Here is a 22,954-nt window from a genome sequence, read left to right as displayed (position 1 = left end):
CGGGCATGGGGTTCGAAGGCGATGTCTGGTACGTGCACAGCGGGGACGGGTCCGTCGGCGAGATCCTGATCGACGACGCCGACTTCCCGTGGCTGTCCGGCCGCTTCGCCCCCGGCCCCGCCTTCGCCCGCGTCCGGGAGCTGTTCGCCCGCGAGCTGGCCCTGGCCGACGCGGTCGGCGAGGGGCACCGGGAGCAGTGGGAGAGCGTCCAGCAGGAGATCCGCCGACGAGTGGCCCTCGTCTCCCCGGACGGCCCGGTCCCCGAGTTCCTGCTGCACATCGCGGAGGGCCGGGCCTGGTTCCGGTGGAGCGACGAGCCGTTCGCCCCGGGGCCCTAGCCCGGGGCCGGGCCGGTCAGCCCGTCCGCTCGCCCAGCAGGGATTCGGCGGAGCCGAGGATCTCGGTCGCCCGGAGGGCGAAGGCGGCGTCGCACGGATGCGGCCGGCCCGTGCGCGCCGCTTCGTGCAGCGCGTCGATCGCCCGGCCGAACGCCGGGAGGCCGCCGTCCGCGCTGCTCGGCAGTTCGGCCACCCCGGCCTCGCCGCGCAGTTCCACGGTGGTGCCGGCCGCCGCCGTCGGGGCCGTGAGGCTCAGCGTCAGTGTGCTGGAGGCACCACCGAGGTGATCGAGGACCACATGCGCGGTGTCCCCCGGTCCATGGGCCGCGGCGGTCACCTTCCGTACGTCACCCAGCACCGGCAGCAGCACGGACAGGGCGTGCGGCCCTACGTCCCAGAGGGCGCCCTTCTCCTTGCGCCACGGCGACGCCCCGAACGGGCTGTCGGCCCGGAACACCGAACCCAGCCACTGCGCCCGCGCGGTGAACCAGCCGCCCTTGTCCGCCTGCTCCGTGATCCAGGCGTCGATCTCGGGCTGGAACCGGGAGGTGAAGAACACCACGGAGGCGACCTCGGCCTCCCGGGCCGCCGCCACGACCGCCGCGCCGTCCGCCGCCGTGGTGGCGAGCGGCTTGTCGAGCAGCAGATGACATCCGGCGCGGGCGGCCCGCACGGCGAGCGGCGCCTGGACGTCCGGCGGCAGCGCCACGGCGACCGCGTCCGAGTCGGCGAACAGGGCGTCCACATCGTCGTAGGCCCGGGTGCCGTGCTGCCCCGCGAGTTCCGCGGCGGCGTCCGCGCGCCGCCCCCACACTCCGGTGAACTCAACCTCGTCGTGCCCGCTCAGGGCGGGGGCGTGGACCATCTGGGCCCAAGGGCCGGTGCCGAGCAGTCCGATGCGCATCGCGCTGCCTTTCCAGGGTGCCGAACGTGACGACCGGCGCGGACCGCCGATCTCGGGTGAGGGTTTCACAGATCGTCCGTTCGTGGGCTACCACGGGGACCGCCCGGTCCCTAGGATGTGTCCCTTGCGGTCACGGCCGACCGACGCGGGTACGCATGGGGGAGCGATGAACACGGGAAACCAGCCGTCCAGGGAGATCGACCCCACCGTACCGACGGCCGCCCGTATGTACGACCACTACCTCGGCGGCAAGGACAACTACGCGGCCGACCGGGCGGCGTGCGAAGAACTCGACCGGGTGGTGCCCAGCACCCGGCGGCTCGCCGTCAACAACCGCCGCTTCCTGCGGCGCGTCGTACGGACGCTGGCCCGGGACTACGGCATCCGGCAGTTCCTCGACCACGGGTCCGGGCTGCCCACCCAGGACAACGTGCACCAGGTCGCCCAGTCCGTCGACCCCGCGTCCCACGTCGTCTACGTCGACAACGACCCCATGGTGCTGGTCCACGGCCGGGCACTGCTGGAGCAGGACGAGCGCACCGCCGTCATCCAGGCGGACATGCGGGACACCGACGGGATCTTCGCGCACCCCGACACCCGGCGGCTCATCGACTTCTCCCACCCGGTCGCCGTGCTGTTCGTGTCGGTCATGCACTGCCTGCCGGACAGCGACACCGACGGCCCGCACGCCCTGTCCCGCCGGGTCGCCGAACGCCTCGCCCCCGGCAGCTTCCTGGTGATGTGCCAACTGGTCAGCGAGGATGCCGAAGTCCGCAGGTTCGTCACCGACTTCATGGACCAGACCACCCAGGGGAACTGGGGCCGGGTGCGGCAGGAGAAGGACGTCGCGGAACTCTTCGAGGGCCTGGAGATCCTCGAACCGGGCCTCGTCGAGGTGTCGACCTGGCGGCCCGACTCGGAGGTCGCGCCCCGCCAGCTCACACACGAATGGATCGAGTTCGGCGGCGTGGGCCGCGTCGGCTAGGTGTTCCGCGGCACGAGGGCGGGGGCGGTGCCCGTGCGGCCCGGTCCACCCGGTGCGTTCAGGTACCCGGGTAGCGCCGCGCCAGGACCAGGCTCAGCAGGTCGACGGACTGCCGCGGCTGCAACGCCTCGTCGGCGAGCCGGTCCAGGACGACCCGGTACTCCTCGGTCTCGTCCCGGTCCTCAAGGAAGTGCGCGCTCCTGATGTGTTCCAGATAGACCACGTCGGGCAGGTCCGTCCCGCCGAACCGCAGATAGGTGACCGGGATCGCGGGCGCCGAGGCGTTCGTCACGTCCAGCGGGACGATCTGCAGGGTGACATGGGGCCGCTGGGCCATCCGCAGCAGGTGCTCCAACTGCTCGCGCATCACCTCGGCGCCGCCGAGGACGCGCAGCAGCACCGACTCGTCGATGATCACCCATAGCCGGGGCGCGTCCGCACGTCCCAGCAACTCCGCCCGGCGCATCCGCAGTTCCACCCGACGGCGCACCTCTGTCTCGGACGCCGTGGGAAGGCCGCGCCGCACCACCGCGCGGGCATAGGCGGGAGTCTGCAACAGGCCGGGAACGTACTGGATCTCGAACGTACGGATCGCGGCGGCGGCCTCCTGCAGGCCGACCAGCCGGTCGAACCACTCCGGCATCAGCCGCTTGTCGTACCGCTGCCACCAGCCTGGCTCCCCGGCCCGCCGCGCGAGCCTGAGCAGCACCGAAGCCTCGTACGCGTCCGTGCCGTACAGCGTCAGCAGGGCCTGGACATCGGCCTCGGACGGAGGCCGCCGGCCCTTGCCCGCCTCGATGCGGGACAACTTCGCCGCGCTGAAGCCGAGCCTGCGCGCCGCCTGCTCCTGGGCGAGCCCCGCGTCCTCACGGAAACCCGCCAACTGGACGCCGACCAGCATCTTCAGCAAGGTCGGGGCGGGCTCGGAACGGTCCAGATAGGGTTGCAGGCGGGAGACGCGAGGGGACTCGGCTGACATCCATGCTCCCGGCAGACCGTCGGCGAAGACCGCCACAGTAGCGCAGCGGCGCACCGTGGCCCATGTCCACGACATATGTGGGACGTCCGGTTCCGCGGCGGGGCGCCGCCGGGAGCAACTACAGCAGGTGGTCGAACTCGCCGTCCTTCGCGCCCGCCAGGAAGGCCGCCATCTCCGCGGGCGTGTAGACGAGCGCGGGCCCGTCGGGGTCGCGGGAGTTGCGGACCGCGACGTCCCCGTCGGGCAGCGCCGCGAACTCCACGCAGTTGCCCTCGGCGTTGCTGTGCCTGCTCTTGATCCACCGGGCGTCCAGCGAACTGGCGCGCACCCCGTTCGGCACCGATGACACCACAGCCTCCTTGCGTGTTCACGTCCCGCGGCGGGACCGGCGGCTCGGGCCACGAGGACGCCGGGAAGGGTCCCCTGTCTCCTACCCGCTTTTCGCGCAATTTCCCGTGCAATTGCATCCGGGCGTTGTTGACATGGATAATAACTAGGACGTCAACCCCCTTGCCCTCGTTGTCGTACGACTGTTGATCAGGGAGATGTAGTGTCCTCGCCTGCGCCCCGGACCGACCCCTCCAGTACCTGGCGGACCGACCCCGCGCCACCACCGCTGCGGGCGGTCGCGGCCGCGCCGCTGACGACCCTCCGCGAAGTGCCCTGGCACGAGATCAAGGACTCCACCGGATCCGCCGACGGCATCCCGGCACTGCTGCACACCATCGCCCGCGGCGACCACGACCGCGCCCGACAGGCCCTCGGCCACCTGCGGGAACGAATCTGCCAGTACGGCTTCGTGGTGGAGCAGGCCACGGCCGCCACCGTGCCCTTCCTGTGGGAACTGGCCCAACTGCCGTACGTCGCCTGCCGCGCCCAGATCATCGAACTCCTCGGCAGCATCGCGGCGGCCCGGCAGTGGGAGGACACCGCGGCCGTCTACCCCAAGCTGCTCAACCACCCGGAGAACCACGTGGTCTGGGAACGCGAGGCCCGGGAGGCGGTGCGCGCCCGCAGGGGCCTCATCCGCCACCTGGCACCGGGCGGCAGCCCCGAGATCGCCAGGGCCACCCGGGAACTCGCCCGCACCCTGGGGGAATAGCCGCCCCGCCCGCCGTGTCCGGCCCGTGGAGCACTGGGTTCCCGCGGGCGGATCGACGTAGGCTCCCGGCAGATGGGTAGAGAGCGCTTGCCCACCAACCGGTCACTGGGGAGGAAACACCGTCGATGGCCTCGTCGCTGGAGAGACCGCTCGACCACCGCTACCGCGACGAACACCCGCTGCGCACACTGGCCTACCTGCTGCGCGCCGACCGCGGCAGGCTGGCCGTGGCCGTGCTCGTGTTCATCGTCAAGCACAGCCCGGTCTGGCTGCTGCCACTGATCACCGCGTCCATCATCGACACCGTCGTACAACACCAGCCGATCGCCCGCCTGTGGTTCAGCACCGGCGCCATCCTGCTGATCCTGCTGCTCAACTATCCGCTGCACCTGCTCTACGTCCGTCTGCTCTACGGCAGCGTCCGCCGCATGGGCACCACCCTGCGCTCGGCGCTGTGCACCCGCATGCAGCAGCTCTCCATCGGCTACCACTCCCGGGTCAGCGCCGGCGTGCTGCAGGCCAAGGTCGTGCGGGACGTGGAGACCATGGAACAGATGGTGCAGCAGACCGCGGAGACCGGGCTCGGGGCGCTGACCGTACTGGTCGGCGGACTGGCCATCATCGCCTTCCGCACACCCGAGTTCGTCCCCGTCTTCCTGGTCGTGGTGCCGGTCGCCTCGCTGCTGGTCGCCCGGCTGCGATCGCGGCTGCGCTCGCACAACGAGCGGTTCCGGCACGAGGTGGAGACCCTGTCGACGCGGGTGACCGAGATGGCCCGTCTCATCCCGGTCACCCGGGCCCACGGGCTGGAGAACAAGGCGCTGCACCGCATGGACGGCACGCTCAGCCGCCTGCTGACCTCCGGCATGCGGCTCGATCTGGTCAACGGCCGGTTCGGCTCGCTCGCCTGGGTCGTCCTCAACGCCGTCGGCGTGCTCGTGCTGGCCAGTGCCGCACTGATCTCCTACTACGGATTCTGGGGGGTCTCGGCCGGCGACGTCGTCATGCTGAGCGCGTTCCTGACCACCCTGACGAACTCCACCACGACGCTCGCCGCGCTCGCCCCCGTCATCACCAAGGGGCTCGAATCGGTGCGCTCCGTCGGTGAGGTGCTCCAGGCCCCCGAACTGGAGGACAACGAGGGCAAGAAGCGGGTCACCGCGGTGCGCGGCGCGGTCACGTTCCAGAACGTCGGCTACGCCTACGACGACGGGCGGCCCGCCGTACGGGACTTCGACCTCGCCGTCGCGCCCGGCGAGACGATCGCCCTCGTCGGGGCGTCCGGTGCCGGCAAGTCCACCGTCCTCAACCTCGTCATCGGCCTCATCCGGCCGACCTCGGGCCGGCTGCTGCTCGACGGGCAGGACATGAACGGCCTCGACCTGCGCACCTACCGGAAGTTCGTGTCGGTCGTGCCCCAGGAGTCCATCCTGTTCGAGGGCACGGTCCGGGAGAACGTCGCCTACGGGATGGACGACGTCGACGAGGAGACGGTGCGCACCGCGCTGCGCGACGCCAACGCGCTGGAGTTCGTCGAGCGCATGCCCCGCGGCCTCGACACCATGGTCGGCGAGCGCGGTGCCCGGCTCTCCGGAGGCCAGCGTCAGCGGCTCGTCATCGCCCGTGCGCTGATCAGGGACCCCCGGGTGCTGGTCCTGGACGAGGCGACCTCGGCGCTGGACACCCAGTCCGAGGCCCTGGTCCAGCAGGCTCTCGCACGGCTGCTGCACGGCCGTACCACCTTTGTGGTGGCGCACCGCCTGTCCACCGTGCGCGGCGCCGACCGGATCGTGGTGATGGGGAGCGGCGCGATACGCGAGATCGGCGGGCACGAGGAACTTCTGCACCGGGGCGGCGCCTATGCCGCGCTGCACCGCGGACAGGTCGCCTGACCGTGCGCGGAGGGGGCGGGAGGGGGTGATGTGCGTCCCGGGAAGCCGCGAAGAGGAATGAACTCCGGTTTCCCGGGCATACGCAGCGCATAAAACGAGAAAGGGGCATTCACGTGCCGGTCCTGGACCCCATGGTCGTCAGACAGCTGCTGACCCGCTACGCCTCGTTGCGGATCGCCCAGGCGGAACGGCCGACACCGTCGGCGGCGCGCGAACTGGCGGACGTGAGTCGCAGCCTGTGCGCGGCGACGGGCACCGCGCACGTCCGCGAGGCCATCGTCCGGGCCGATGCCCTGCTCTCCCGGGCCCGCCGGGACCGCGACGAGAGCGGACTCCCGCTCGCCGGATGACGGCAGCGGCAGCGGCCGAACGCCGCCCCTCACGTCGCACCGCTGTCAAGAACTGTGTTGTCAAGCACTGTCCGGAACTCCCACCTCGTCCGGCATGGTTCCTTAAACTCGTCGTCTGTGCCCATATCCATGGGCCGGGCTCGAAAGGCGCTTTGACGGGTGTTCCAGGATTCCCCCATCTACGACCGGCTCGTCGCGGAACGCGGCGACGTACCCGCAGGAGTGCGGAGAGAGGCCGACCGCCTGCGCAGGGAGGTGGAAGCGGTCATACCGCCGCCGCGGTCGCCGGGGGTGCCCGACGGCCTGCCGGCGGTGCCCCCGAGCCGGCCCGGACAGTGGCAGCGGGTGCAGCAGTTGCCGGGCAGCGGGGCGCCCTGAGCCCCAAAGAGGGCGCGGCGGGAGCCCGGGCCCCCGGGGCAGAGCGGCGCCGGGCGCGGCGTGGGCCGTCATCCGGCCGGACCGGTCTCGCCGGACGGTCGGCGTGGTTCGCCGGGCGGGCTCGCCAGCCACTGCGCGATGGCTCGGGCAATGGGCTGGTCGGTGTCCATCTCGACGAAGCCGAACTGGCCCGACTGGTTGCACTCCAGGAACCACCAGACGCCCTCCGTGTCCTCGGCGAAGTCGAACGCCCCGTAGGCGAGTCCGGCCTCCCGCAGATAGGTGTGGACGGCCGTCGCGACCGGTGGTGGCACCGCCACCGGGGCCCACGGGGACAGGGACGGAGCGAACCTGACGTCCACGTCGTCCGGGTCGGCGTCCGGCTCGACCGCCTTGCGGGCGGCGAACAGCCGGTCGCCGACGGCGGTCAGCCGGATGTCGGCCCGCTTCGGCACCCGCCGCTGCAACAGGGTCGGACCGAACGCGACGGCCGAGAAGTCGGTGTCCGGCGCGACCCTGCTGGTCGGCACCGCCCGCGGCGGTTCCTGGGGGTGCGTGCCGGAGACGGGTTTGACCACGAGGTCCGGGAAGCGTTCCGAGAACTCGCGGGCGGCCTGCGGGAACGTCGTGATCAGGGTGGCGGGCACGGGTAGCCCGCTGCGCTGGGCGAGCCTCAGCTGCCACGGCTTGTGGCGGGCCCGCCGGGCGGCGTCCGGATGGTTCATCCAGCGGGCGTCGGTGCAGCGCAGCATGCCGTACAGCGCCTGGGACGCCTCCTCGGTCAGCCAGGCGGACGGCTGGGCGGCCCGGGCAGCCGGTGCGCCCGGTCTGCGCACCCAGACGGAGCGCAGAGCGCTCATGCTCACCAGACGGCCCGCGACGGACAGGTGGCCGTGGCTGACGCCCTGCACGTACTCGGCGGACAGGGCGACCCGGCTGGGGAGATCCGCTGGATCGAGACGCACGACGGGCACGCCGGCCTCGTTGAGCCGGAGGACCACCATGTCCGCCGTGACGTCCTCTTCACTGGTCAGGATGAGCACGGTCATCGTGGGGGGCTCGTGGTCAGTCGTCGAAGTGCGTCTTGGAGCCGGCGGTGGAGGTCGTGGTCCCCAGCGCTCTGAGTGTCGCGTGGTCGGTCGCGGCGACCCGGCCATCGGGGAGCACGTTCAACTGCAGTCCGGAGTCGTACATGTACTCATTGGTGATTTCCAACTGCACTGCCGGTCGGGCGTAGTTGAGCGTGAACGGTTGCATGGTCTCTCCCTGTTTCGGCTTCCATGCACTTATACGATTCGAACGCCTGGTTGGTTTCCTTACTCTCCGTAATCTCAGTCCTAATTAAGGACGTATTAAGGAAGTAACGGAGTCTTGTTCCGTCGGCGGCCCGAAGAAGGCACATCCGTCCGGCACATGACGACAAGGGGAGCCCTCCTCGTGCGAACCGGGTCAGGCAGTCAGGATCCGCCGGGCCGCCGCGACGGCCCGCTCGGCGTAGCCGCGGCCGAACAGCACCGCGTGGACGAGGAGCGGGAACAGTTGGTGCAGTCCGACACGGTCGCGCCAGCCCGGTGCCAGGGGCCTGGTCTCCTGGTAGCCGTCGAGCACCCGGTCCAGGTGGGGGCAGCCGAACAGCCGGAGCATCGCCAGGTCGGTCTCGCGGTGTCCGCCGTGCGCGGCCGGATCGATGAGCCGGACGCGGCCGTCGGTACCCCACAGCACATTGCCGGCCCACAGGTCGCCGTGCAGCCGGGCCGGTGGCTCGGCGGGGCCCGCCAGCCGCGGCAGTTGCTCGCAGACCCGCTCCAGCAGGCCGGCCTCCTCCCGGCCGATGGTGCCGTCGTCGGCGGCGTGTCGCACGTAGGGGAGCACCCGGTGCTCGGCGTACCAGGCCGGCCAGTCGGCGCCGGGGACGTTGCGCATCGGAGCCAGACCGATGTACGCGTCCCTGGGGCCGTCGGGCGGGGCGGAACCGAAGGCGGGCGCGCCGGCGGCGTGCAGGCCGGCCAGCTCACGGCCGAACCGGAGCGCGGCGTCCGCGTCGGGCCGCCCGGTGGGAACCCGGTCGACCACCAGCCACCGCGCGTCCTGGCCCCGGACGGCCGGTACCCGGACCGTGCCCGAGGCGGCCAGCCAGCGCAGCCCGGCCGCCTCGGCCGCGGCGGCACGCGGCGCGTGTCCGCGTTTGACCACCACGACCGGTCCGCCGTCGAGGGTGACCTCGCTCAGCGTCCCGGACAGCCGACGCTCGCCGCTCGCCGGTCGCCCGGTGAGCCGGGACGCCGCCGCCCGCGCTTTCTCGCCGCTCGGCACCATGCACTCCAGCGTATCCCCGGTGATCAGCTGCCCCAGGTTCCCTGGTCGGCGGCGCAGTTCCAGCCGTTTCCCGACAGGGTGAACCTCGCCTTGTACGTACGGGTGTCCAGCAGACGGGTGCGGACCGTGACGCCGAGGCTCGCCTTTTCCTTCGGCGTCGTCGTGTGGACCGACACCGCCTTCGACGTCTGGTGGCCGATCTTGCCGCCGTTGGCTGTGGCCGAACCGAAACCCACGTCCTCGACATTCGTGACGGTGAAGGCGACCTTCTTGAAGCTTTTCGTGGTGCGCTTGTTCTTGATCCCGAAATGCCGGCCGCCGCCGCAGACGGAAGGGGTCCGCATCCGGATGGGATGCGGACCCCGGCCGTGCGTGTCGACGGAGAAACGGGACGGATGCGCGACGGCGAGCGGGCAGCCGGAACTCTGGGCGGTGGGCTGCGCGGAGGCGGCCTGGGACGGGCCGAGTTGAGCGGCGGTGAGGAGTCCGGTCGTGGTCAGGACCGTGACGTCCGTACGGATGCGGTTCACGCGGTCTTACCTCCCCCTGCGGCCTCGACGGGCCGACAAAAAATTGTTAGCACGTGTTCGCGCACAGCAGGACGCGGAGAACGGCATTCCGCGCATCGGTGACAGAATCCGAACAAATGCGAGCCGGTCCGTGACCCGGACCCGCTCGTGCTCCTCGTGCTCCTCGTGCACGGACTCCCGGACTACCGGATTCCCGGAGCCCTGGTACTTCCGCAGTCCTGGTACTCCCGGCGCCGTCGGCTGACCGCGCAGGCCGCCGCCGGACACCGGGCCGTGGCCATCGACGTACACGGCTGCGGCTGCTCCGCCGAGCGGTCCGCGGTGATCGTGGGACACGACCGGGGCGCCACCGTCGCCGCGATCTCCGCCCTGGTCAGGCCCGCCGTCCGTGCGGCGGAGTTCGAGCACACCGGCCGGACCGGCGCGCTGCACCGCTGCCGCACCATGGACCGGGCCGCCCCCGGCGGGGCGGGCGCGGGGGAGGGGGCGCGCGTCTCGGTGCGGGGGTCACGCGTGCGCGGCGGCCCCGACCGGGCCGGGGCCCGGTTTGGGGCGCGCTCCCGTCCAGGAGGGGTCGGCCGCGCGCAGACGTGCCGTGCGGTGGATCGGGATCGCCGCGGGGGCAACCGGGCGGGCGGCGCGCCTCAGGCCCCGGTCAGGGCTGGGTGAACCATGGTCCATGGGGCAGACGTCCTTCGGCCGAGTGGGGGGTGGACCGGTCGGGGTGCGGGGCCGACGGAGCGCCGGTGTCCGGGCTCGTGGTCAGCTCGGCCCACACGACGCGTGCGGAACGGCGGGCGTCGGCGACACCCCAGTCACAGCTGAGTGCTTCGACGAGGAGCAGTCCGCGTCCGTTCTGGTCGTCCGGGTCGGGCCGCCGGGGCGTCGGCAGCGCGGCCGCACGGTTCTGGTCCTCGACCTCTATGCGGAGCCGGCCCGGGGTAGCGCGCAGCCGGCAGGCGATCCGCTCGCTGGCCGAATGGTTGACCGCGTTGGTGACCAGCTCGGACGTGACGATGACGGCGTTGTCCAGGACGTCGTCGCCGGTGCCCCACCCGGTCAGCAGTTCGCGCACGGCTCTGCGGGCCGCGCCGACCGATTCCGGGGTCGCGGGCAGGTCGAACGCGTGCAGACGGCCGGGTGGCTGAGCCCCGGAGGCGAGAGGGTCGGGGCCGTCGGGCCCGGGGAGTCGACCGGCGTGCTCGCCTCCGGGTGGTCTGGTGGAACCCGCCGACAGGGTCGAGCAGCACGAACGGTCCGCTCCGTGCGAGCCGGCGAATTTCTCGCGGCCCGGCACCAGGCCGGGGCGCCAGTTCCCCGGCGGTCCGTCGGGGGATCGGTCGTCGGAGAGTCGGTCCAGTGGCTGGGGGAAGGAGGGCGGAGTCATCGCCGTACGCCTTTCGTCCGGCCTCGCAAAGTGGGGGGTGTCGGTCTCACCTCGGCCGGCCGCGCACGACGAACAGGCGGCAACCCGGGCCCGAGGGCGCACGGGTGCAGCCCGAAGTCCCCCAACTGGGTTGTCTCACCTGCTCTTTCGTAGAGCCGGGTCGGTACGTCCACTCTGGCATCTGCCAACATCCGTTCGCAACCAGCAAGTTGAAATTTTCAGGTGGCCACGTGCATGCTGCATACGTCAACGGACGACCGGATGAGGGGCCTAGATCGACCGCGTGAGACTGTGAACCGGGAACCTGGTGCGAGGGGGTAGGCGTGGCCGCGGAGACCGACTGGGGCGGCGTCCCTTCCGTCCTGCGCATGATCCTCGGCAGGCAACTGGAGGAACTGCGCGTCCGGGCCGGTCTGACGTACGACCAGGCGGGCGCGGCCATCGGGGTCAGCCACTCCACCATCCGCCGGATGGAGGCCGCCAAGGTGGCCCGGCTGCGGCTGGCCGACGCCGAGAAACTTCTCCAGGTCTACGGCGTGACGGACCCGGCGGAGGTGGCCACCTTCCTGCAGTCCGCGCGCGAGGCCAACAAGCGCGGCTGGTGGCACACGTACCGCGACGTCATGCCGGACTGGTTCGCCGCATATCTGAGCCTGGAGCAGGCCGCACTGCAGATCCGCGCCTACGAGAACGAATTCGTCCACGGGCTGCTGCAGACACCGGAGTACGCGCGCGCCCTGCTGACCGCCGGCAACCCGCACGCCCCGGCGGAGGCCACGGAGCGGCGGGTCGCGCTGCGCCTGCGGCGCCAGGAACTCCTCACGCGCGAGGCGCCGCCACGGCTGTGGGTCGTGATGGACGAGACGGTGCTGCGCTGGCCGGTCGGTGGATCCCCGGTGATGCGCGCGCAGATCGACCACCTGATCGAGGTCAACCGGTTGCCGCAGGTGACCGTGCAGATCATGCCGTTCGCCAGTGGTCCGCATCCCGCCATGCGGGCCGGTGCCTACCACCTCTTCCGGTTCCGGGCCCGTGAACTCCCGGACGTCGTCTACCTCAACGGCCTGGTGGGCGCGGTCTACCTGGACAAGAGCGACGACGTCGTGGTGTACCGCGAGGCCCTGGACCGGTTGGGCGCCCAGGCGGCTCCCGCCAGGAAGACCGAAACCGTCCTCGGTGCGATACGGAAGGAGTTGTGACGTGTGCGATCCCATACACAACGGCGTGCCGTCCCGTGAACTCGGCACGTGTGGCTGGTCCAAGCCGTGGAGCGACGACGCCGGCGGTGCCTGCGTGGAAGTGAAGCGGCTCGCCGACGGGCGTGTCGCCGTACGACAGTCGACCGATCCCGACGGCCCGGCGCTGGTCTTCACCCCGCGGGAGGTGACCAGCTTCCTGACCGGTGTGAAGGCGGGTGCCGCCGACTTCCTCCTGTGAACCGCCCTGTTACCGCTGTTGTTCCACCGACCCCTCTGCATTCCCGACTCGAATGGGAGACACGGCGTTGCCCGACAACGGATGGCCGGCCGACCGCATCGACACCGAGAACGCCCACTCCGCGCGGATCTACGACTACATACTGGGCGGCAAGGACTACTACCCCGCGGACAAGGAGGCGGGCGACGCCATGTCCCGGGAGTGGCCCGCCCTGCCCGTCCACATGCGCGCCAACCGGGACTGGATGAACCGGGCCGTGCGCTGGCTCGCCGAGGAGGCGGGCATGCGACAGTTCCTGGACGTCGGCACCGGCATCCCGACCTCGCCGAACCTCCACGAGATCGCCCAGGCGGTCTCCCCTCAGGCGCGGGTCGTCTACGTGGACAACGACCCCATCGTGCTCACCCTCTCCCAGGGACTGCTGGCCAGCACGCCCGAGGGCAGGACGGCGTACATCGAGGCCGACTTCCGCGACCCGGCCGCCATCCTGGACGCCCCGGAGCTGCGCGAGACGCTCGACCTCGGCAGGCCGGTGGCGCTCACGGTGATCGCCATCGTCCACTTCATGCTCGACGAGGACGACGCGGTCGCCGTCGTACGCCGTCTCCTGGAGCCGCTGCCCTCCGGCAGCTACCTGGCGATGTCCATCGGCACCGCCGAGTTCGCGCCCGCGGAGGTGGGCCGGGTCGCCCGCGAGTACGCGGCCCGCAACATGCCGATGCGGCTGCGCACCCTCGACGAGGCCCACGAGTTCTTCGACGGCCTCGACCTGGTCGGGCCGGGCGTCGTCCAGGTCCACAAGTGGCACCCGGACGGCACGGGCGAGAAGGGCATCCGCGACGAGGACATCGCGATGTACGGAGCGGTGGCCCGCAAGCCGTGAACCACGGGGCCGCGGCGCCGCCGGGACCCGGCGGCGCCCCGGCCCCGTTCCCGGCGTGCCTTTCCGCCCCCCCTCGCCGGCTCCCGGGTGCGCCCGCCCACGTCCCGGTGCGCCGGCCCGGTCAGCCGGTGGGGGAGCCGGGCCGGACGCTCAGGCGCAGCGCGTCCGTGCCGATGACCCGCCCGTGGTGCCGTCCGTGCTCGGCGGAGGTGCGGTGCAGGGCGACCAGCGCGGCGTCGTCGTTGAGGAGCCCGCCGGTATGGGCGACCAGATCCCGCCGGACCCGCTGGACGAGGGTCTCGGGCGGCGCGTCGGTCCACCGGGCGATGCGCTCGGCCAGCGGGTAGAACCGGCCGTCGGCGTCGCGGGCCTCGATGACGCCGTCCGTGTAGAGCAGCAGCGTGTCGCCCGGCTCGAAGGGGACCTCGTCCAGCACCCGCTCGCCCGGCTCGGTGGGCTGGACCCCCAAGGGGGGAGCGGGGCGCAGGGCCGGCACGGTGAGCGTGCGGCCCTGGCTGACGAGCAGCGGCGGCGGGTGGCCGCAGGACGCCAGCCGGACGATCGGATGGTCGTCGGGGATCTCCACCAGCAGCGCGGTCGCGAAGCGCTCGCCGGCCTCCTCGGGCGGCTCGAAGTCGGCGGCGTAGCGCTGCACGCTCTGCTCCAGGGCTTCGGCCAGATCCGTCAGCACGGGGCGCCGGGGCGCCGCCTCGCGGAACGCCCCCAGCAGGGTGGCCGCCTCACCGACCGCGGGCAGCCCCTTGCCGCGCACGTCACCGATCAGGACCCGTACGCCGTCGAAGGCCCGGGTCGCCGCGTACAGGTCGCCGCCGATCTGGGCCTCGTCCTCGGCGGCCAGGTACAGGGAGGCGATCCGTACGACCCCCAACTGCTCCGGCAGCGGCCACATCAGGACGTGCTGGGCGGCCTCGGCCACCGATCGGATCCGGGCGAGCTGGTCGCGCTTGCGGTCCCGGAGGGCGCAGTAGAGCACGACCAGCACGGACAGCACCGAGAGGGTGATGATCTGCACGATGTTGTTGGCGGCCGACAGCCCGCCGTGCACGGCGCCGATGAGGGTCTGCGCCGCCACGGCCAGCACTCCGACCGCTCCTGTGATCCGCGGACCGGCGAAGGACGCGGTGAGCGCCGGGGCGATGACCAGGGCGGGACCCAGGTGGATGTCGTCGGCGAACTGGGTGTCCACCACCGTGATCGCGGCGATGAGCGCGAACGGAAGCAGCAGCAGCACCTGGCTCGACTGCCACGACTGCCCGAGACCCGCCACGCCCTGCCGGTCACTCATGACATCAAGCCTGCCCCACCCCCGGGCGGACGGCCATCCTGTGCCGGGCGGAGGGCTCTGCCGGATCCAGGGCCGCCCCGGCGAGGGCCCGGCAGCACCCGCGGGTACCCCACAGGAGTACAAAAAAATCTCCCTCACTCTTGCGTCACATACCGGGGAGGGGTATAAGTGGAGTCATGAAGATACCCCTTAGGGGTATAGTGATCGTGGATACGGTCCGTGAGGAGGAGCAGACATGACCACCACCGCTTCCGATGCCGCCGAGGTCGAACTCGCCATCGGCGGCATGACCTGCGCCTCGTGCGCCGCGCGGATCGAGAAGAAACTCAACCGCATGGTCGGAGTGCGGGCCACCGTCAACTATGCGACCGAGAAGGCCAAGGTCGCCTTCGATGACGGTGTCGCCGTGGCGGACCTCATCGCCACCGTCGAGGCCACCGGGTACACGGCTCAGGAGCCGTCCCCCGAACCCGTCCAGGACACCCCGGCAGGCTCCTCGGCCGACCGTCCGGACGACGAGCTGCGCACCCTGCGGCAGCGGCTGACCACCGCCGTGGTCCTCGCCGTGCCGGTGATCCTCATGGCGATGGTCCCGGCGCTGCAGTTCGAGTACTGGCAGTGGCTGTCCCTCACCCTGGCGGCGCCCGTGGTGACCTACGCGGCCTGGCCCTTCCACCGGGCCGCCTGGACCAACGCCCGGCACGGCGCCTCCACCATGGACACCCTGATCTCGGTCGGTGTGTCGGCCGCCTTCCTGTGGTCCCTGTGGGCACTGTTCCTCGGCACGGCGGGGACGCCCGGCATGACACACGCCTTCGAGCTGACCATCGCCCGCACCGACGGGGCCGGGAACATCTACCTGGAGGCCGCCGCCGGTGTCACGGCCTTCATCCTGGCCGGACGGTACTTCGAGGCCCGGTCCAAGCGGAAGGCGGGCGCCGCGCTCAAGGCACTGCTGGAACTCGGTGCCAAGGAGGTCACCGTCCTCCGCGACGGCCGGGAGCGCCCGCTCCCGATAGGGGAGTTGAAGGTCGGCGACCGCTTCGTCGTACGGCCCGGCGAGAAGATCGCCACCGACGGCACCGTCGTCGAGGGCTCGTCCGCGGTGGACGCGTCCATGCTCACCGGCGAGTCCGTCCCGGTCGAGGTGGGTGTCGGGGACGGCGTCACCGGGGCCACGCTGAACGCGGGGGGACGCCTCGTCGTGGAGGCCACCCGGGTGGGCGCCGACACCCAGCTCGCCCGCATGGCCCGGCTCGTCGAGGACGCCCAGAACGGCAAGGCGGCCGCACAACGGCTCGCCGACCGGATCTCCGGCGTCTTCGTCCCCGTGGTGATCGCCCTGGCCCTGGCCACCTTCGGCTTCTGGCTGGGCAACGGCGCCGGACTCACCGCCGCCTTCACCGCCGCGGTCGCCGTCCTGATCATCGCCTGCCCCTGCGCCCTGGGGCTCGCCACCCCGACGGCACTGCTGGTGGGAACCGGCCGAGGCGCACAGCTCGGCATCCTCATCAAGGGACCCGAGGTGCTGGAGAGCACCCGCAGGGCCGACACCGTCGTCCTCGACAAGACCGGCACCGTCACCACCGGCCGGATGACCCTGCTCGCCGTGCACCCGGCCGAAGGCACCGACGAACCGGAGGTGCTGCGCCTCGCCGGCGCGCTGGAGCACGCGTCCGAGCACCCCGTGGCCCAGGCCGTCGCGGCTGTCGCGGCCGACCGGGTAGGACCGCTGCCGGTACCGGAGGACTTCGCCAACATCCCGGGGCGCGGAGTGCAGGGCGTCGTCGACGGGCATGCCGTCCTGGTCGGCCGCGAGCAGCTGCTCGCCGACTGGGCCATGTCCCTGCCGGAGGAACTGGCGCGGGCGAAGGCCGCCGCCGAGACCGCGGGCCGTACGGCCGTCGTGGTCGCCTGGGACGGGGAGGCCCGCGCGGTCCTCGAAGTCGCCGACGCGGTCAAGGACACGAGCCCGGAGGCCGTACGGCGACTGCGCGACCTCGGACTCACCCCGATCCTGCTCACCGGGGACAACCGCGCCGTGGCCGAGGCCGTCGCCGCGGAGGTGGGCATCGCACCGGAGCACGTCTTCGCTGAGGTGCTGCCGCAGGACAAGGTGGACGTCGTCAAGCGCCTCCAGGGCGAAGGCCGTTCGGTCGCGATGGTCGGCGACGGGGTCAACGACGCCGCGGCGCTGGCCCAGGCCGACCTGGGCCTGGCCATGGGCACCGGGACCGACGCCGCGATCGAGGCGGGCGATCTGACGCTCGTCCGCGGGGACCTGCGTGTCGCCGCCGACGCCATCCGGCTCGCCCGCAGGACGCTCGGCGTCATCCGGTCCAACCTGTTCTGGGCCTTCGCCTACAACGTGGCTGCCCTGCCGCTCGCCGCGGCCGGGCTGCTGAACCCGATGATCGCCGGTGCGGCCATGGCCTTCTCCTCGGCCTTCGTGGTCGGCAACAGCCTCCGGCTGCGCCGCTTCCGGGCCACCGCCGGCTGACCGGTCCGGCCGACCGGAGCCACGGGGCGTCCGCCCTGCCCACGCCGTACGGTTCGGCGCCGGCGGGGCGGAGGCCCCGTGGCTCCTTCGTCTCCACGGGCAGGCGGCACGGCCCGTTCGCCGGCGGACCGAAGCTCACGCCCCGGGCCCCGCAGTGTGAGCGGCGCGGTGCGACGCGTCCGCGCCCGGCGGCACGTTCGTGTACATCCCCGGTCGCAAAGGTGACGCGCACCGTGGCACCTGCTCGCGCGCACGCGACGGCGTCGCTGCTGGGCACGGCCGCTGCGCCGTCCGCTTCCGCCCCTTTCGCCTCTCGCGGATCACGCAAGTGGCACGCTGCCCCGTGCGTCCGACGTGCGGATCCCTGGACGAGTCTTTAAAGGTTGCGCAATTCGGGAACCATTAGACTCGCCATTCCTCAACCGCCGTAAGGTGCGGCAGTCGCGCATGCCGTGAGCGCCGCCGGCTTTCACTCTTCGGGGGACACATGTCGGATCCCGCGCTGTCGGGTACGGAGATCGGTGTCGTGTTCGAGCGGGTGCTCGCGCAGGCCCTGGGCTCCACGCAGATCGTGGACGCGCTGAAGCGCCCCGGCGCGACACTCGACCCGGAGCGGCTGCGGGCCCGGGCGGCGAAGGCGCGTACGGCCATCACCGCCGCGGCGGCCGTCGAGTACCAGGACTACCTCGTCGCGAGATCGGCGGACGCGGGACGGGGCGGGCCGCCGGAGGCCGCGGGCCTCGCGGCGCCGTCGGTGAGCCGCACGGGTGGGCTGCTGGCCCTGTTCGCCGTGGTCGTACCGGGCCTGGCGGCCGTGGCCGCCGCCGTCTTCCTGATGTCCGGCTACGCCCTGCGTGTCGTCGGCGGCCGTCCTTACGTCGGCGACGGACTGATCACGGTCGGCCTCCTCGCCGCCGCGGTGGCCGCCGGGGCGGCGATCGGCGACCTGGTCTGGATGCTGGCGACTGCGGCGCGCAACCATCCCGGCAGCGAGCCCGGCGGCGCCCTGCCCGACACCGGCCCCGAGGTGGCCGCGGCGCGGGCGGCGTGGGAACTCGCCCTGCTGGAGCGGGGGATGGTGCCGTTCCTGCTCGGCCGCATCGAGGAGGCGCGCATGCGGGAGCGGGGCGATCACGCTGTGCGCTGAGTGCCCGCCGTACGGGCCGCGCCGCGCTGCCGTACGGGCGGTACGGCGTCGTCGTACCGCCCGTGCCGGCCCTGCTGTGTCCCTGCCGTACGGGCCGTGCGGGTACCGGCCGTGCCCCGCGAGGCGTCGCCGCACCGCATCGGCCGCCTCGCTCGACCCGCCCCCGGCGGGGCGGAGGCGGCCGCCGGGCCGGACGCCCGCCCTGCTATCTTCTACAGAACTGTAGAAGGAAGTTGGCTGCCGGTCCGTCTTGGGGCGTGGCGCGGCGGCCCAGGAGCGAGGGAAGCCGACATGGCCCTGTGGGACCGCATCAAGGACTCGGCGTCGCAGATGCAGACTCAGTTGGTGGCGAAGAAGAACGACCTGAAAAGCGGTGCGTTCCGGGACGCGAGCATGGCGATGTGCGCGCTCGTCGCCGCCGCCGACGGGACCATCGACCCGAGCGAGCGGCAGCGGGTCGCCCAGCTGATCGCCACCAACGAGGTGCTGCAGAACTTCCCGGCGGACGACCTGCGGCGCCGTTTCGAGGAGAACCTGGGCAAACTGACGGCCGACTTCGACTTCGGCAAGGTCAGCGTGCTCCAGGAGATCGCCAAGGCGAAGAAGAAGCCCGCCGAGGCCCGCGCTGTGATTCAGATCGGCATCGTCATCGGCGGCGCCGACGGCGACTTCGACGCCACCGAGCGAGCCGTGGTCCGGGACGCCTGTTTCGCGCTGGACCTGCCGCCCCACGAGTTCGACCTGTGAGCTAGTGCCCCGGCACTGGCCCCCTGTGGGCCGGACCGCGTCGCGCGGGCGAGGGGCTGCGGCCCGCCCGCCGCGTCACCGGGACCGGATCACAGGGGTGTGGCCGCGTGCAGGAGCAGCAGCAGCGTGAAGGCCGAGTTGGCCGAGAACATCGCCGACAGCAGGGCTCCGGTCGCGGCGGTCCACAGGGCCAGGCCCACGGCGGTGAAGACGGGCGGCCAGGCGCGCCCGGCCGGTGCCGGTCCGAGCAGGGCCGCCACCCGGCGGGGGAGCGGTCCCGGCGAAGCGAACGGGGCGAACGGGGCGAACGCGGCGAACGGGGAGGCGGGCGTGGAGCGTGAGACGAGCGCCGCCTTGCCGATCGCCCGAGCGACCACCCGGCGGCTGCCGACGGCCTGGGCCGCCGCCTCGTCGGCCCAGCGCTCCGTCGTATAGGCCACGGCCCTCCGCAGCGGCCACAGGAACGGGTTGGCGCAGGCGGCCAGCCGGACCAGCAGCAGATGGCGGTGGTGCCGGGCCGTGAGATGGGTGCGCTCATGGGCGAACAGGGCCCGGCGTTCCGGCGGGGCGAGGTGGCCGAGCATGCCCGTCGAGACCACGACGCGGTCACGCGGGCCGCCCGGCAGCGCGTAGGCGTACGACTCGGTGGCGGGCAGCACCGCCACCTCCGTACGGGGCAGCCCGGCCAGGGCCTGGTGGGCGCGGCGCCGCAACCAGTGGTGGCGCAGCAGCGTGCGCAGACCGCCGCCGAGCACCGCGAGCAGTGCGGGGATCGCGGCCTTGCCGACGATCTCGTGGCGCGGCACGCTCTCCCGCACCTCGGAGTCCGACCAGGCGTCCGGCAGCGGATTGCCGGGCAGCTGTGCCGTGCCGACCACCATCAGCAGTGCCAGGCACACCGTGCTGCACAGGGCCATGACCGAGGAGACACCGGTCAGCAGCAGTGTCGCGGTCCGGGGATGGAGGCGGTGTTCGGCCAGGCGGGCGATCGGCCACGCGGTCAACGGCAGCAGCAACGGGAGGAAGACGAAGATCCCCATGGTGGTCAGTCCTCGTCGTCTGCCTGGTCCAGCAGCTCGCGCAGCAGCTGCTCGTCGTCCTGCGGCAGCGTGGTGACGAAGCTGGCCAGCACTGCCTTGCGGTCCCGTTCGCCGTCCAGGACCCTGTGCATCTTCAGCGCGGCGAGACCGGCCTCGTCCGCGGCGGGCAGCCACACGAACGAGCGGCCTTCGCGCCGGCGTGTGACGGCGTCCTTGGCCAGCAACCGGGCCAGCACCGTCATCACGGTGGTGTAGGCGAGGCCGGCGGCCAGCCGGTCCTGCACCCAGCCGGCGGTCACCGGGCCCCCTGCCTCGTGGAGCGCCGCGAGCACCTGCGTCTCCAGTGCGCCCTGCGCCCGGCGCGGCCGGGTCGGATCCGGCTTCGCCACGTGCCCTCTCCCTTCTGCTCCCCCTGTGCCCGGCCTCTCCGGCCGGCGGCGTCACATCGTATAGAGCCGGCGTACGGAGCCGGACCGCAGCGGTCCGTCACCCGGCAGGGGCGTTCGGACCGGAGCCCGCCGGGAGCGCGGCGGCGGGGATCGCTACCGCCGAGGGCCCCGGCTCCCGCCCTCCGGCCGCCTGCGGCTGTGCGGCGACCGCCTGGCGCATTCGATGAGGTCCGCACGCGCCGTCTCCACGATTACTTCTACAGTGTTGTAGATTCTAGTTCGGGTCCCGACCCGGACCCGAACCGACCGTGTGTGTGGAGGAATGGAACATGGGTGTTTCCCTGGCCAAGGGCGGCAATGTCTCGCTGAGCAAGGAGGCGCCGGGTCTGAGTGCGGTGCTCGTGGGGCTGGGCTGGGACGTACGGACCACCACCGGGGCCGACTTCGACCTGGACGCGTCCGCGCTGCTGCTGAACTCCTCCGGCAAGGTCGTCTCGAACCAGCACTTCGTCTTCTACAACAACCTCAAGAGCCCGGAGGGTTCGGTGGAGCACACCGGCGACAACCTCACCGGCGAGGGAGAGGGCGACGACGAGTCCATCAAGGTCGATCTGGCCACCGTTCCCGTCGAGATCGAGCGGATCGTCTTCCCGGTCTCGATCCACGACGCCGATTCGCGGGGCCAGAGCTTCGGCCAGGTCCGCAACGCCTTCATCCGCGTGGTGAACCAGGCGGGCGGCGCCGAGATCGCGCGCTACGACCTGTCCGAGGACGCCTCGACGGAGACCGCGATGGTCTTCGGCGAGCTGTACCGCAATGGTGCCGAGTGGAAGTTCCGCGCGGTCGGGCAGGGATACGCCGCGGGCCTCGCGGGCATCGCCGCCGACTTCGGAGTCGATGTCTGAGCAGCCGGCGCACATCACAGACCCGTGTGAGGGCCGCGCCCCCGGCCCTCACACGCCTGTGCGGCCGACGGCGGGCCCGGCCGCCGGCCGGAGCGGAGCGTGAGCGACCGGCCGGGCCTGCGCCCGGCGGACCGGGCGGACTTCGGGCAGGTGGTCCTGGCGGCCCTGGACACCGCGGAGATCCGCGGCGCCCTGAGCGCCGATCCCACCGGTAGGGCCGCGCTGCGGCTGCGGACCTGGGCGCTGGCGGCGGAGACGGAGATCGCCGCGGCGGTCCCCGACGAATACGCCGCCCACGTGGCAGCCCGGTCGGCCACCGACGGCGTCCGGACCACTCCGTCCGCGCGCAACCGGCCCACCGGCGGGGATCTCCGGCTGCCGCCCGCCGCGCTGATGCCCCTGATCTCCGCCCTCTCCGCAGCCGTCCTGCTGCTCATCGGCTACGGGCTGCGCCTCGCCGGTGCGGCGACCCGGTTCGCGGCCTCGGTCCGCACGGCGGGCTGGACGCTGGCGGTGGTCGCGCTGGCCGCCGCCGGGATCGGGCTGTCGGCGCTGTCCCGGACGGTCCTGCGCACGGACGGCGGGCCGGACGCGCGGAGCACGCCCGGGACGCCGCTCCGACGCAGTGCGCCGGGGCAACCGGCCGGACCGTACGGGTCCGGGACGGCGGCGGACGCGGAGCGGGCCCGGCAGGCGTGGCGGCAGGCACTCCTGGACCGTGGCGTCCTGCCGTACCTGCGGCGCCGACTGCCCGAATCCCTCATTCCCTAGGCACCGAACACCCCCGTGACAGAAAGAGAGACGACGCATGTCGGTCAATTTGAGCAAGGGCCAGCAGATCAGTCTGAGCAAGTCCGACGGCAGCGCGCTGACCGCCGTCCGGATGGGTCTCGGCTGGCAGGGCGCCCAGCGCAAGGGCTTCCTGGCCAAGCTGGCCGGCTCCCGGGACATCGACCTGGACGCCTCGGCGCTGCTCTTCGGCGGTCGGCAACTCGCCGATGTCGCCTTCTTCCAGCACCTGACCAGCGACGACGGATCCGTACGGCACCTCGGTGACAACCTCACCGGCGGCAGCGGCGCCGGCGACGACGACGAGGTCATCCTCGTCGACCTCGACCGGGTCCCCGGGCACGTCGACCAGATCGTGTTCACGGTCAACTCGTTCACCGGACAGACCTTCGCCGAGGTGCAGAACGCGTTCTGCCGCCTGGTCGACGAGAACACCGGACAGGAACTGGCCCGGTACACGCTCAGCGGCGGCGGCTCGTACACCGCGCAGATCATGGCCAAGCTGCACCGCGGGACGGGTGGCTGGCAGTTGCAGGCCATCGGCGAGCCCGCGGCCGGCCGCACCTTCCAGGACCTGCTGCCCGCGATCGTCGAACACCTGTGAGCCGGGCATGGCGTTATTCATCCATTGCGCAATCGGGGAACTGTAT

Annotated in this window: 26 protein-coding genes and 1 pseudogene; 16 read left to right on the top strand and 11 right to left on the bottom strand. The window is 72.1% G+C overall.

Going from position 1 to position 22,954, the window contains the following annotated elements; all coding sequences use genetic code 11:
- Nucleotides 1-5 precede the first annotated feature (5 nt).
- Entirely contained in the window at nt 6-338 is a 333-nt protein-coding gene (locus ACFC09_RS31285; RefSeq protein ID WP_376533714.1) for a hypothetical protein, read from the top strand.
- A 16-nt stretch (nt 339-354) separates the two neighbouring features.
- Here ACFC09_RS31285 and ACFC09_RS31280 read toward each other — a convergent pair whose 3' ends face one another.
- Nucleotides 355-1,242, bottom strand: a complete 888-nt coding sequence (locus ACFC09_RS31280; RefSeq protein ID WP_376533713.1) for a Gfo/Idh/MocA family protein — start codon at nt 1,240-1,242, stop codon at nt 355-357.
- Nucleotides 1,243-1,408: 166 nt separating this feature from the next.
- Between ACFC09_RS31280 and ACFC09_RS31275 the strand changes: the two genes are divergently transcribed.
- Nucleotides 1,409-2,227, top strand: coding sequence for an SAM-dependent methyltransferase (locus ACFC09_RS31275; protein WP_376533712.1), 819 nt, complete (start codon nt 1,409-1,411; stop codon nt 2,225-2,227).
- 58 nt (nt 2,228-2,285) lie between these two features.
- Here ACFC09_RS31275 and ACFC09_RS31270 read toward each other — a convergent pair whose 3' ends face one another.
- Complete coding sequence (locus ACFC09_RS31270) at nt 2,286-3,206, bottom strand: helix-turn-helix domain-containing protein (RefSeq protein ID WP_376533711.1); 921 nt, start codon at nt 3,204-3,206, stop codon at nt 2,286-2,288.
- 118 nt (nt 3,207-3,324) lie between these two features.
- Complete coding sequence (locus tag ACFC09_RS31265) at nt 3,325-3,555, bottom strand: DUF397 domain-containing protein (RefSeq protein WP_376533710.1); 231 nt, start codon at nt 3,553-3,555, stop codon at nt 3,325-3,327.
- Nucleotides 3,556-3,756: 201 nt separating this feature from the next.
- Here ACFC09_RS31265 and ACFC09_RS31260 point away from each other — a divergent pair, with 201 nt between their 5' ends.
- From ACFC09_RS31260 to ACFC09_RS31245, 4 genes are all read left to right on the top strand, one after another.
- Nucleotides 3,757-4,308, top strand: a complete 552-nt coding sequence (locus ACFC09_RS31260) for a hypothetical protein (protein WP_376533709.1) — start codon at nt 3,757-3,759, stop codon at nt 4,306-4,308.
- Nucleotides 4,309-4,433: 125 nt separating this feature from the next.
- Nucleotides 4,434-6,200 carry an ABC transporter ATP-binding protein gene (locus ACFC09_RS31255; protein WP_376533708.1) on the top strand — a complete coding sequence of 589 codons (1,767 nt, stop codon included), beginning with the start codon at nt 4,434-4,436 and terminating at the stop codon, nt 6,198-6,200.
- Between the two features lie 113 nt (nt 6,201-6,313).
- Nucleotides 6,314-6,550, top strand: a complete 237-nt coding sequence (locus tag ACFC09_RS31250; RefSeq protein WP_376533707.1) for a DUF5133 domain-containing protein — start codon at nt 6,314-6,316, stop codon at nt 6,548-6,550.
- Nucleotides 6,551-6,709: 159 nt separating this feature from the next.
- Complete coding sequence (locus ACFC09_RS31245; protein WP_376533706.1) at nt 6,710-6,928, top strand: hypothetical protein; 219 nt, start codon at nt 6,710-6,712, stop codon at nt 6,926-6,928.
- Between the two features lie 68 nt (nt 6,929-6,996).
- Here the strand turns inward: ACFC09_RS31245 and tgmB are convergent, their stop codons facing one another.
- The 4 genes from tgmB to ACFC09_RS31225 form a co-directional block, all read right to left on the bottom strand.
- Complete coding sequence (gene tgmB / locus ACFC09_RS31240) at nt 6,997-7,977, bottom strand: ATP-grasp ribosomal peptide maturase (protein WP_376533705.1); 981 nt, start codon at nt 7,975-7,977, stop codon at nt 6,997-6,999.
- Nucleotides 7,978-7,993: 16 nt separating this feature from the next.
- The gene (gene tgmA / locus ACFC09_RS31235) at nt 7,994-8,185 is read right to left on the bottom strand and encodes a putative ATP-grasp-modified RiPP (protein WP_376533704.1); all 192 of its coding nucleotides are present in this window, start codon (nt 8,183-8,185) and stop codon (nt 7,994-7,996) included.
- Nucleotides 8,186-8,377: 192 nt separating this feature from the next.
- On the bottom strand, nt 8,378-9,244 hold the full coding sequence (locus ACFC09_RS31230) for a fructosamine kinase family protein (protein ID WP_376533703.1): 867 nt from the start codon (nt 9,242-9,244) through the stop codon (nt 8,378-8,380).
- Nucleotides 9,245-9,267: 23 nt separating this feature from the next.
- Nucleotides 9,268-9,774: a hypothetical protein gene (locus ACFC09_RS31225; protein WP_376533702.1), complete on the bottom strand. Its 507-nt coding sequence runs from the start codon at nt 9,772-9,774 to the stop codon at nt 9,268-9,270.
- 153 nt (nt 9,775-9,927) lie between these two features.
- Between ACFC09_RS31225 and ACFC09_RS31220 the strand changes: the two are divergent.
- Nucleotides 9,928-10,161: pseudogene (locus ACFC09_RS31220) on the top strand (hypothetical protein); the annotation flags it as partial.
- Nucleotides 10,162-10,429: 268 nt separating this feature from the next.
- Here ACFC09_RS31220 and ACFC09_RS31215 read toward each other — a convergent pair.
- A complete protein-coding gene (locus ACFC09_RS31215) occupies nt 10,430-11,161 on the bottom strand; it encodes an ATP-binding protein (RefSeq protein ID WP_376533701.1) in 732 nt (243 codons plus the stop codon).
- Between the two features lie 323 nt (nt 11,162-11,484).
- Between ACFC09_RS31215 and ACFC09_RS31210 the strand changes: the two genes are divergently transcribed.
- From ACFC09_RS31210 to ACFC09_RS31200, 3 genes are all read left to right on the top strand, one after another.
- Entirely contained in the window at nt 11,485-12,360 is an 876-nt protein-coding gene (locus ACFC09_RS31210; RefSeq protein WP_376533700.1) for a helix-turn-helix domain-containing protein, read from the top strand.
- Between the two features lies 1 nt (nt 12,361).
- Nucleotides 12,362-12,598 (top strand): DUF397 domain-containing protein, encoded by a 237-nt coding sequence (locus ACFC09_RS31205; protein WP_376533699.1) that lies wholly within the window; start codon nt 12,362-12,364, stop codon nt 12,596-12,598.
- A 67-nt stretch (nt 12,599-12,665) separates the two neighbouring features.
- On the top strand, nt 12,666-13,481 hold the full coding sequence (locus ACFC09_RS31200) for an SAM-dependent methyltransferase (protein WP_376533698.1): 816 nt from the start codon (nt 12,666-12,668) through the stop codon (nt 13,479-13,481).
- 121 nt (nt 13,482-13,602) lie between these two features.
- Here the strand turns inward: ACFC09_RS31200 and ACFC09_RS31195 are convergent, their stop codons facing one another.
- On the bottom strand, nt 13,603-14,787 hold the full coding sequence (locus tag ACFC09_RS31195; RefSeq protein ID WP_376533697.1) for a PP2C family protein-serine/threonine phosphatase: 1,185 nt from the start codon (nt 14,785-14,787) through the stop codon (nt 13,603-13,605).
- Between the two features lie 235 nt (nt 14,788-15,022).
- Here ACFC09_RS31195 and ACFC09_RS31190 point away from each other — a divergent pair, with 235 nt between their 5' ends.
- The 3 genes from ACFC09_RS31190 (at nt 15,023) to ACFC09_RS31180 (ending at nt 19,181) form a co-directional block, all read left to right on the top strand.
- Complete coding sequence (locus ACFC09_RS31190) at nt 15,023-17,287, top strand: heavy metal translocating P-type ATPase (protein WP_376533696.1); 2,265 nt, start codon at nt 15,023-15,025, stop codon at nt 17,285-17,287.
- Between the two features lie 487 nt (nt 17,288-17,774).
- Entirely contained in the window at nt 17,775-18,434 is a 660-nt protein-coding gene (locus ACFC09_RS31185; RefSeq protein ID WP_376533695.1) for a hypothetical protein, read from the top strand.
- Nucleotides 18,435-18,725: 291 nt separating this feature from the next.
- Nucleotides 18,726-19,181, top strand: coding sequence for a tellurite resistance TerB family protein (locus tag ACFC09_RS31180; protein WP_376533694.1), 456 nt, complete (start codon nt 18,726-18,728; stop codon nt 19,179-19,181).
- A gap of 89 nt (nt 19,182-19,270) precedes the next feature.
- Here the strand turns inward: ACFC09_RS31180 and ACFC09_RS31175 are convergent, their stop codons facing one another.
- Together ACFC09_RS31175 and ACFC09_RS31170 are read right to left on the bottom strand one after the other, a co-directional pair.
- Nucleotides 19,271-20,221: a M56 family metallopeptidase gene (locus ACFC09_RS31175; RefSeq protein ID WP_376533693.1), complete on the bottom strand. Its 951-nt coding sequence runs from the start codon at nt 20,219-20,221 to the stop codon at nt 19,271-19,273.
- 5 nt (nt 20,222-20,226) lie between these two features.
- Nucleotides 20,227-20,610 (bottom strand): BlaI/MecI/CopY family transcriptional regulator, encoded by a 384-nt coding sequence (locus tag ACFC09_RS31170; protein ID WP_376533692.1) that lies wholly within the window; start codon nt 20,608-20,610, stop codon nt 20,227-20,229.
- A gap of 329 nt (nt 20,611-20,939) precedes the next feature.
- Between ACFC09_RS31170 and ACFC09_RS31165 the strand changes: the two genes are divergently transcribed.
- The 3 genes from ACFC09_RS31165 (at nt 20,940) to ACFC09_RS31155 (ending at nt 22,908) form a co-directional block, all read left to right on the top strand.
- Entirely contained in the window at nt 20,940-21,515 is a 576-nt protein-coding gene (locus ACFC09_RS31165; protein ID WP_376533691.1) for a TerD family protein, read from the top strand.
- A 99-nt stretch (nt 21,516-21,614) separates the two neighbouring features.
- On the top strand, nt 21,615-22,286 hold the full coding sequence (locus ACFC09_RS31160; RefSeq protein ID WP_376533690.1) for a hypothetical protein: 672 nt from the start codon (nt 21,615-21,617) through the stop codon (nt 22,284-22,286).
- Between the two features lie 37 nt (nt 22,287-22,323).
- Complete coding sequence (locus ACFC09_RS31155) at nt 22,324-22,908, top strand: TerD family protein (protein ID WP_376533689.1); 585 nt, start codon at nt 22,324-22,326, stop codon at nt 22,906-22,908.
- Nucleotides 22,909-22,954 lie beyond the last annotated feature (46 nt).

Source organism: Streptomyces sp. NPDC056161, assembly GCF_042268025.1.
Lineage (GTDB): Bacteria > Actinomycetota > Actinomycetes > Streptomycetales > Streptomycetaceae > Streptomyces.
This window is presented reverse-complemented; position numbering and strand designations above follow the sequence as displayed.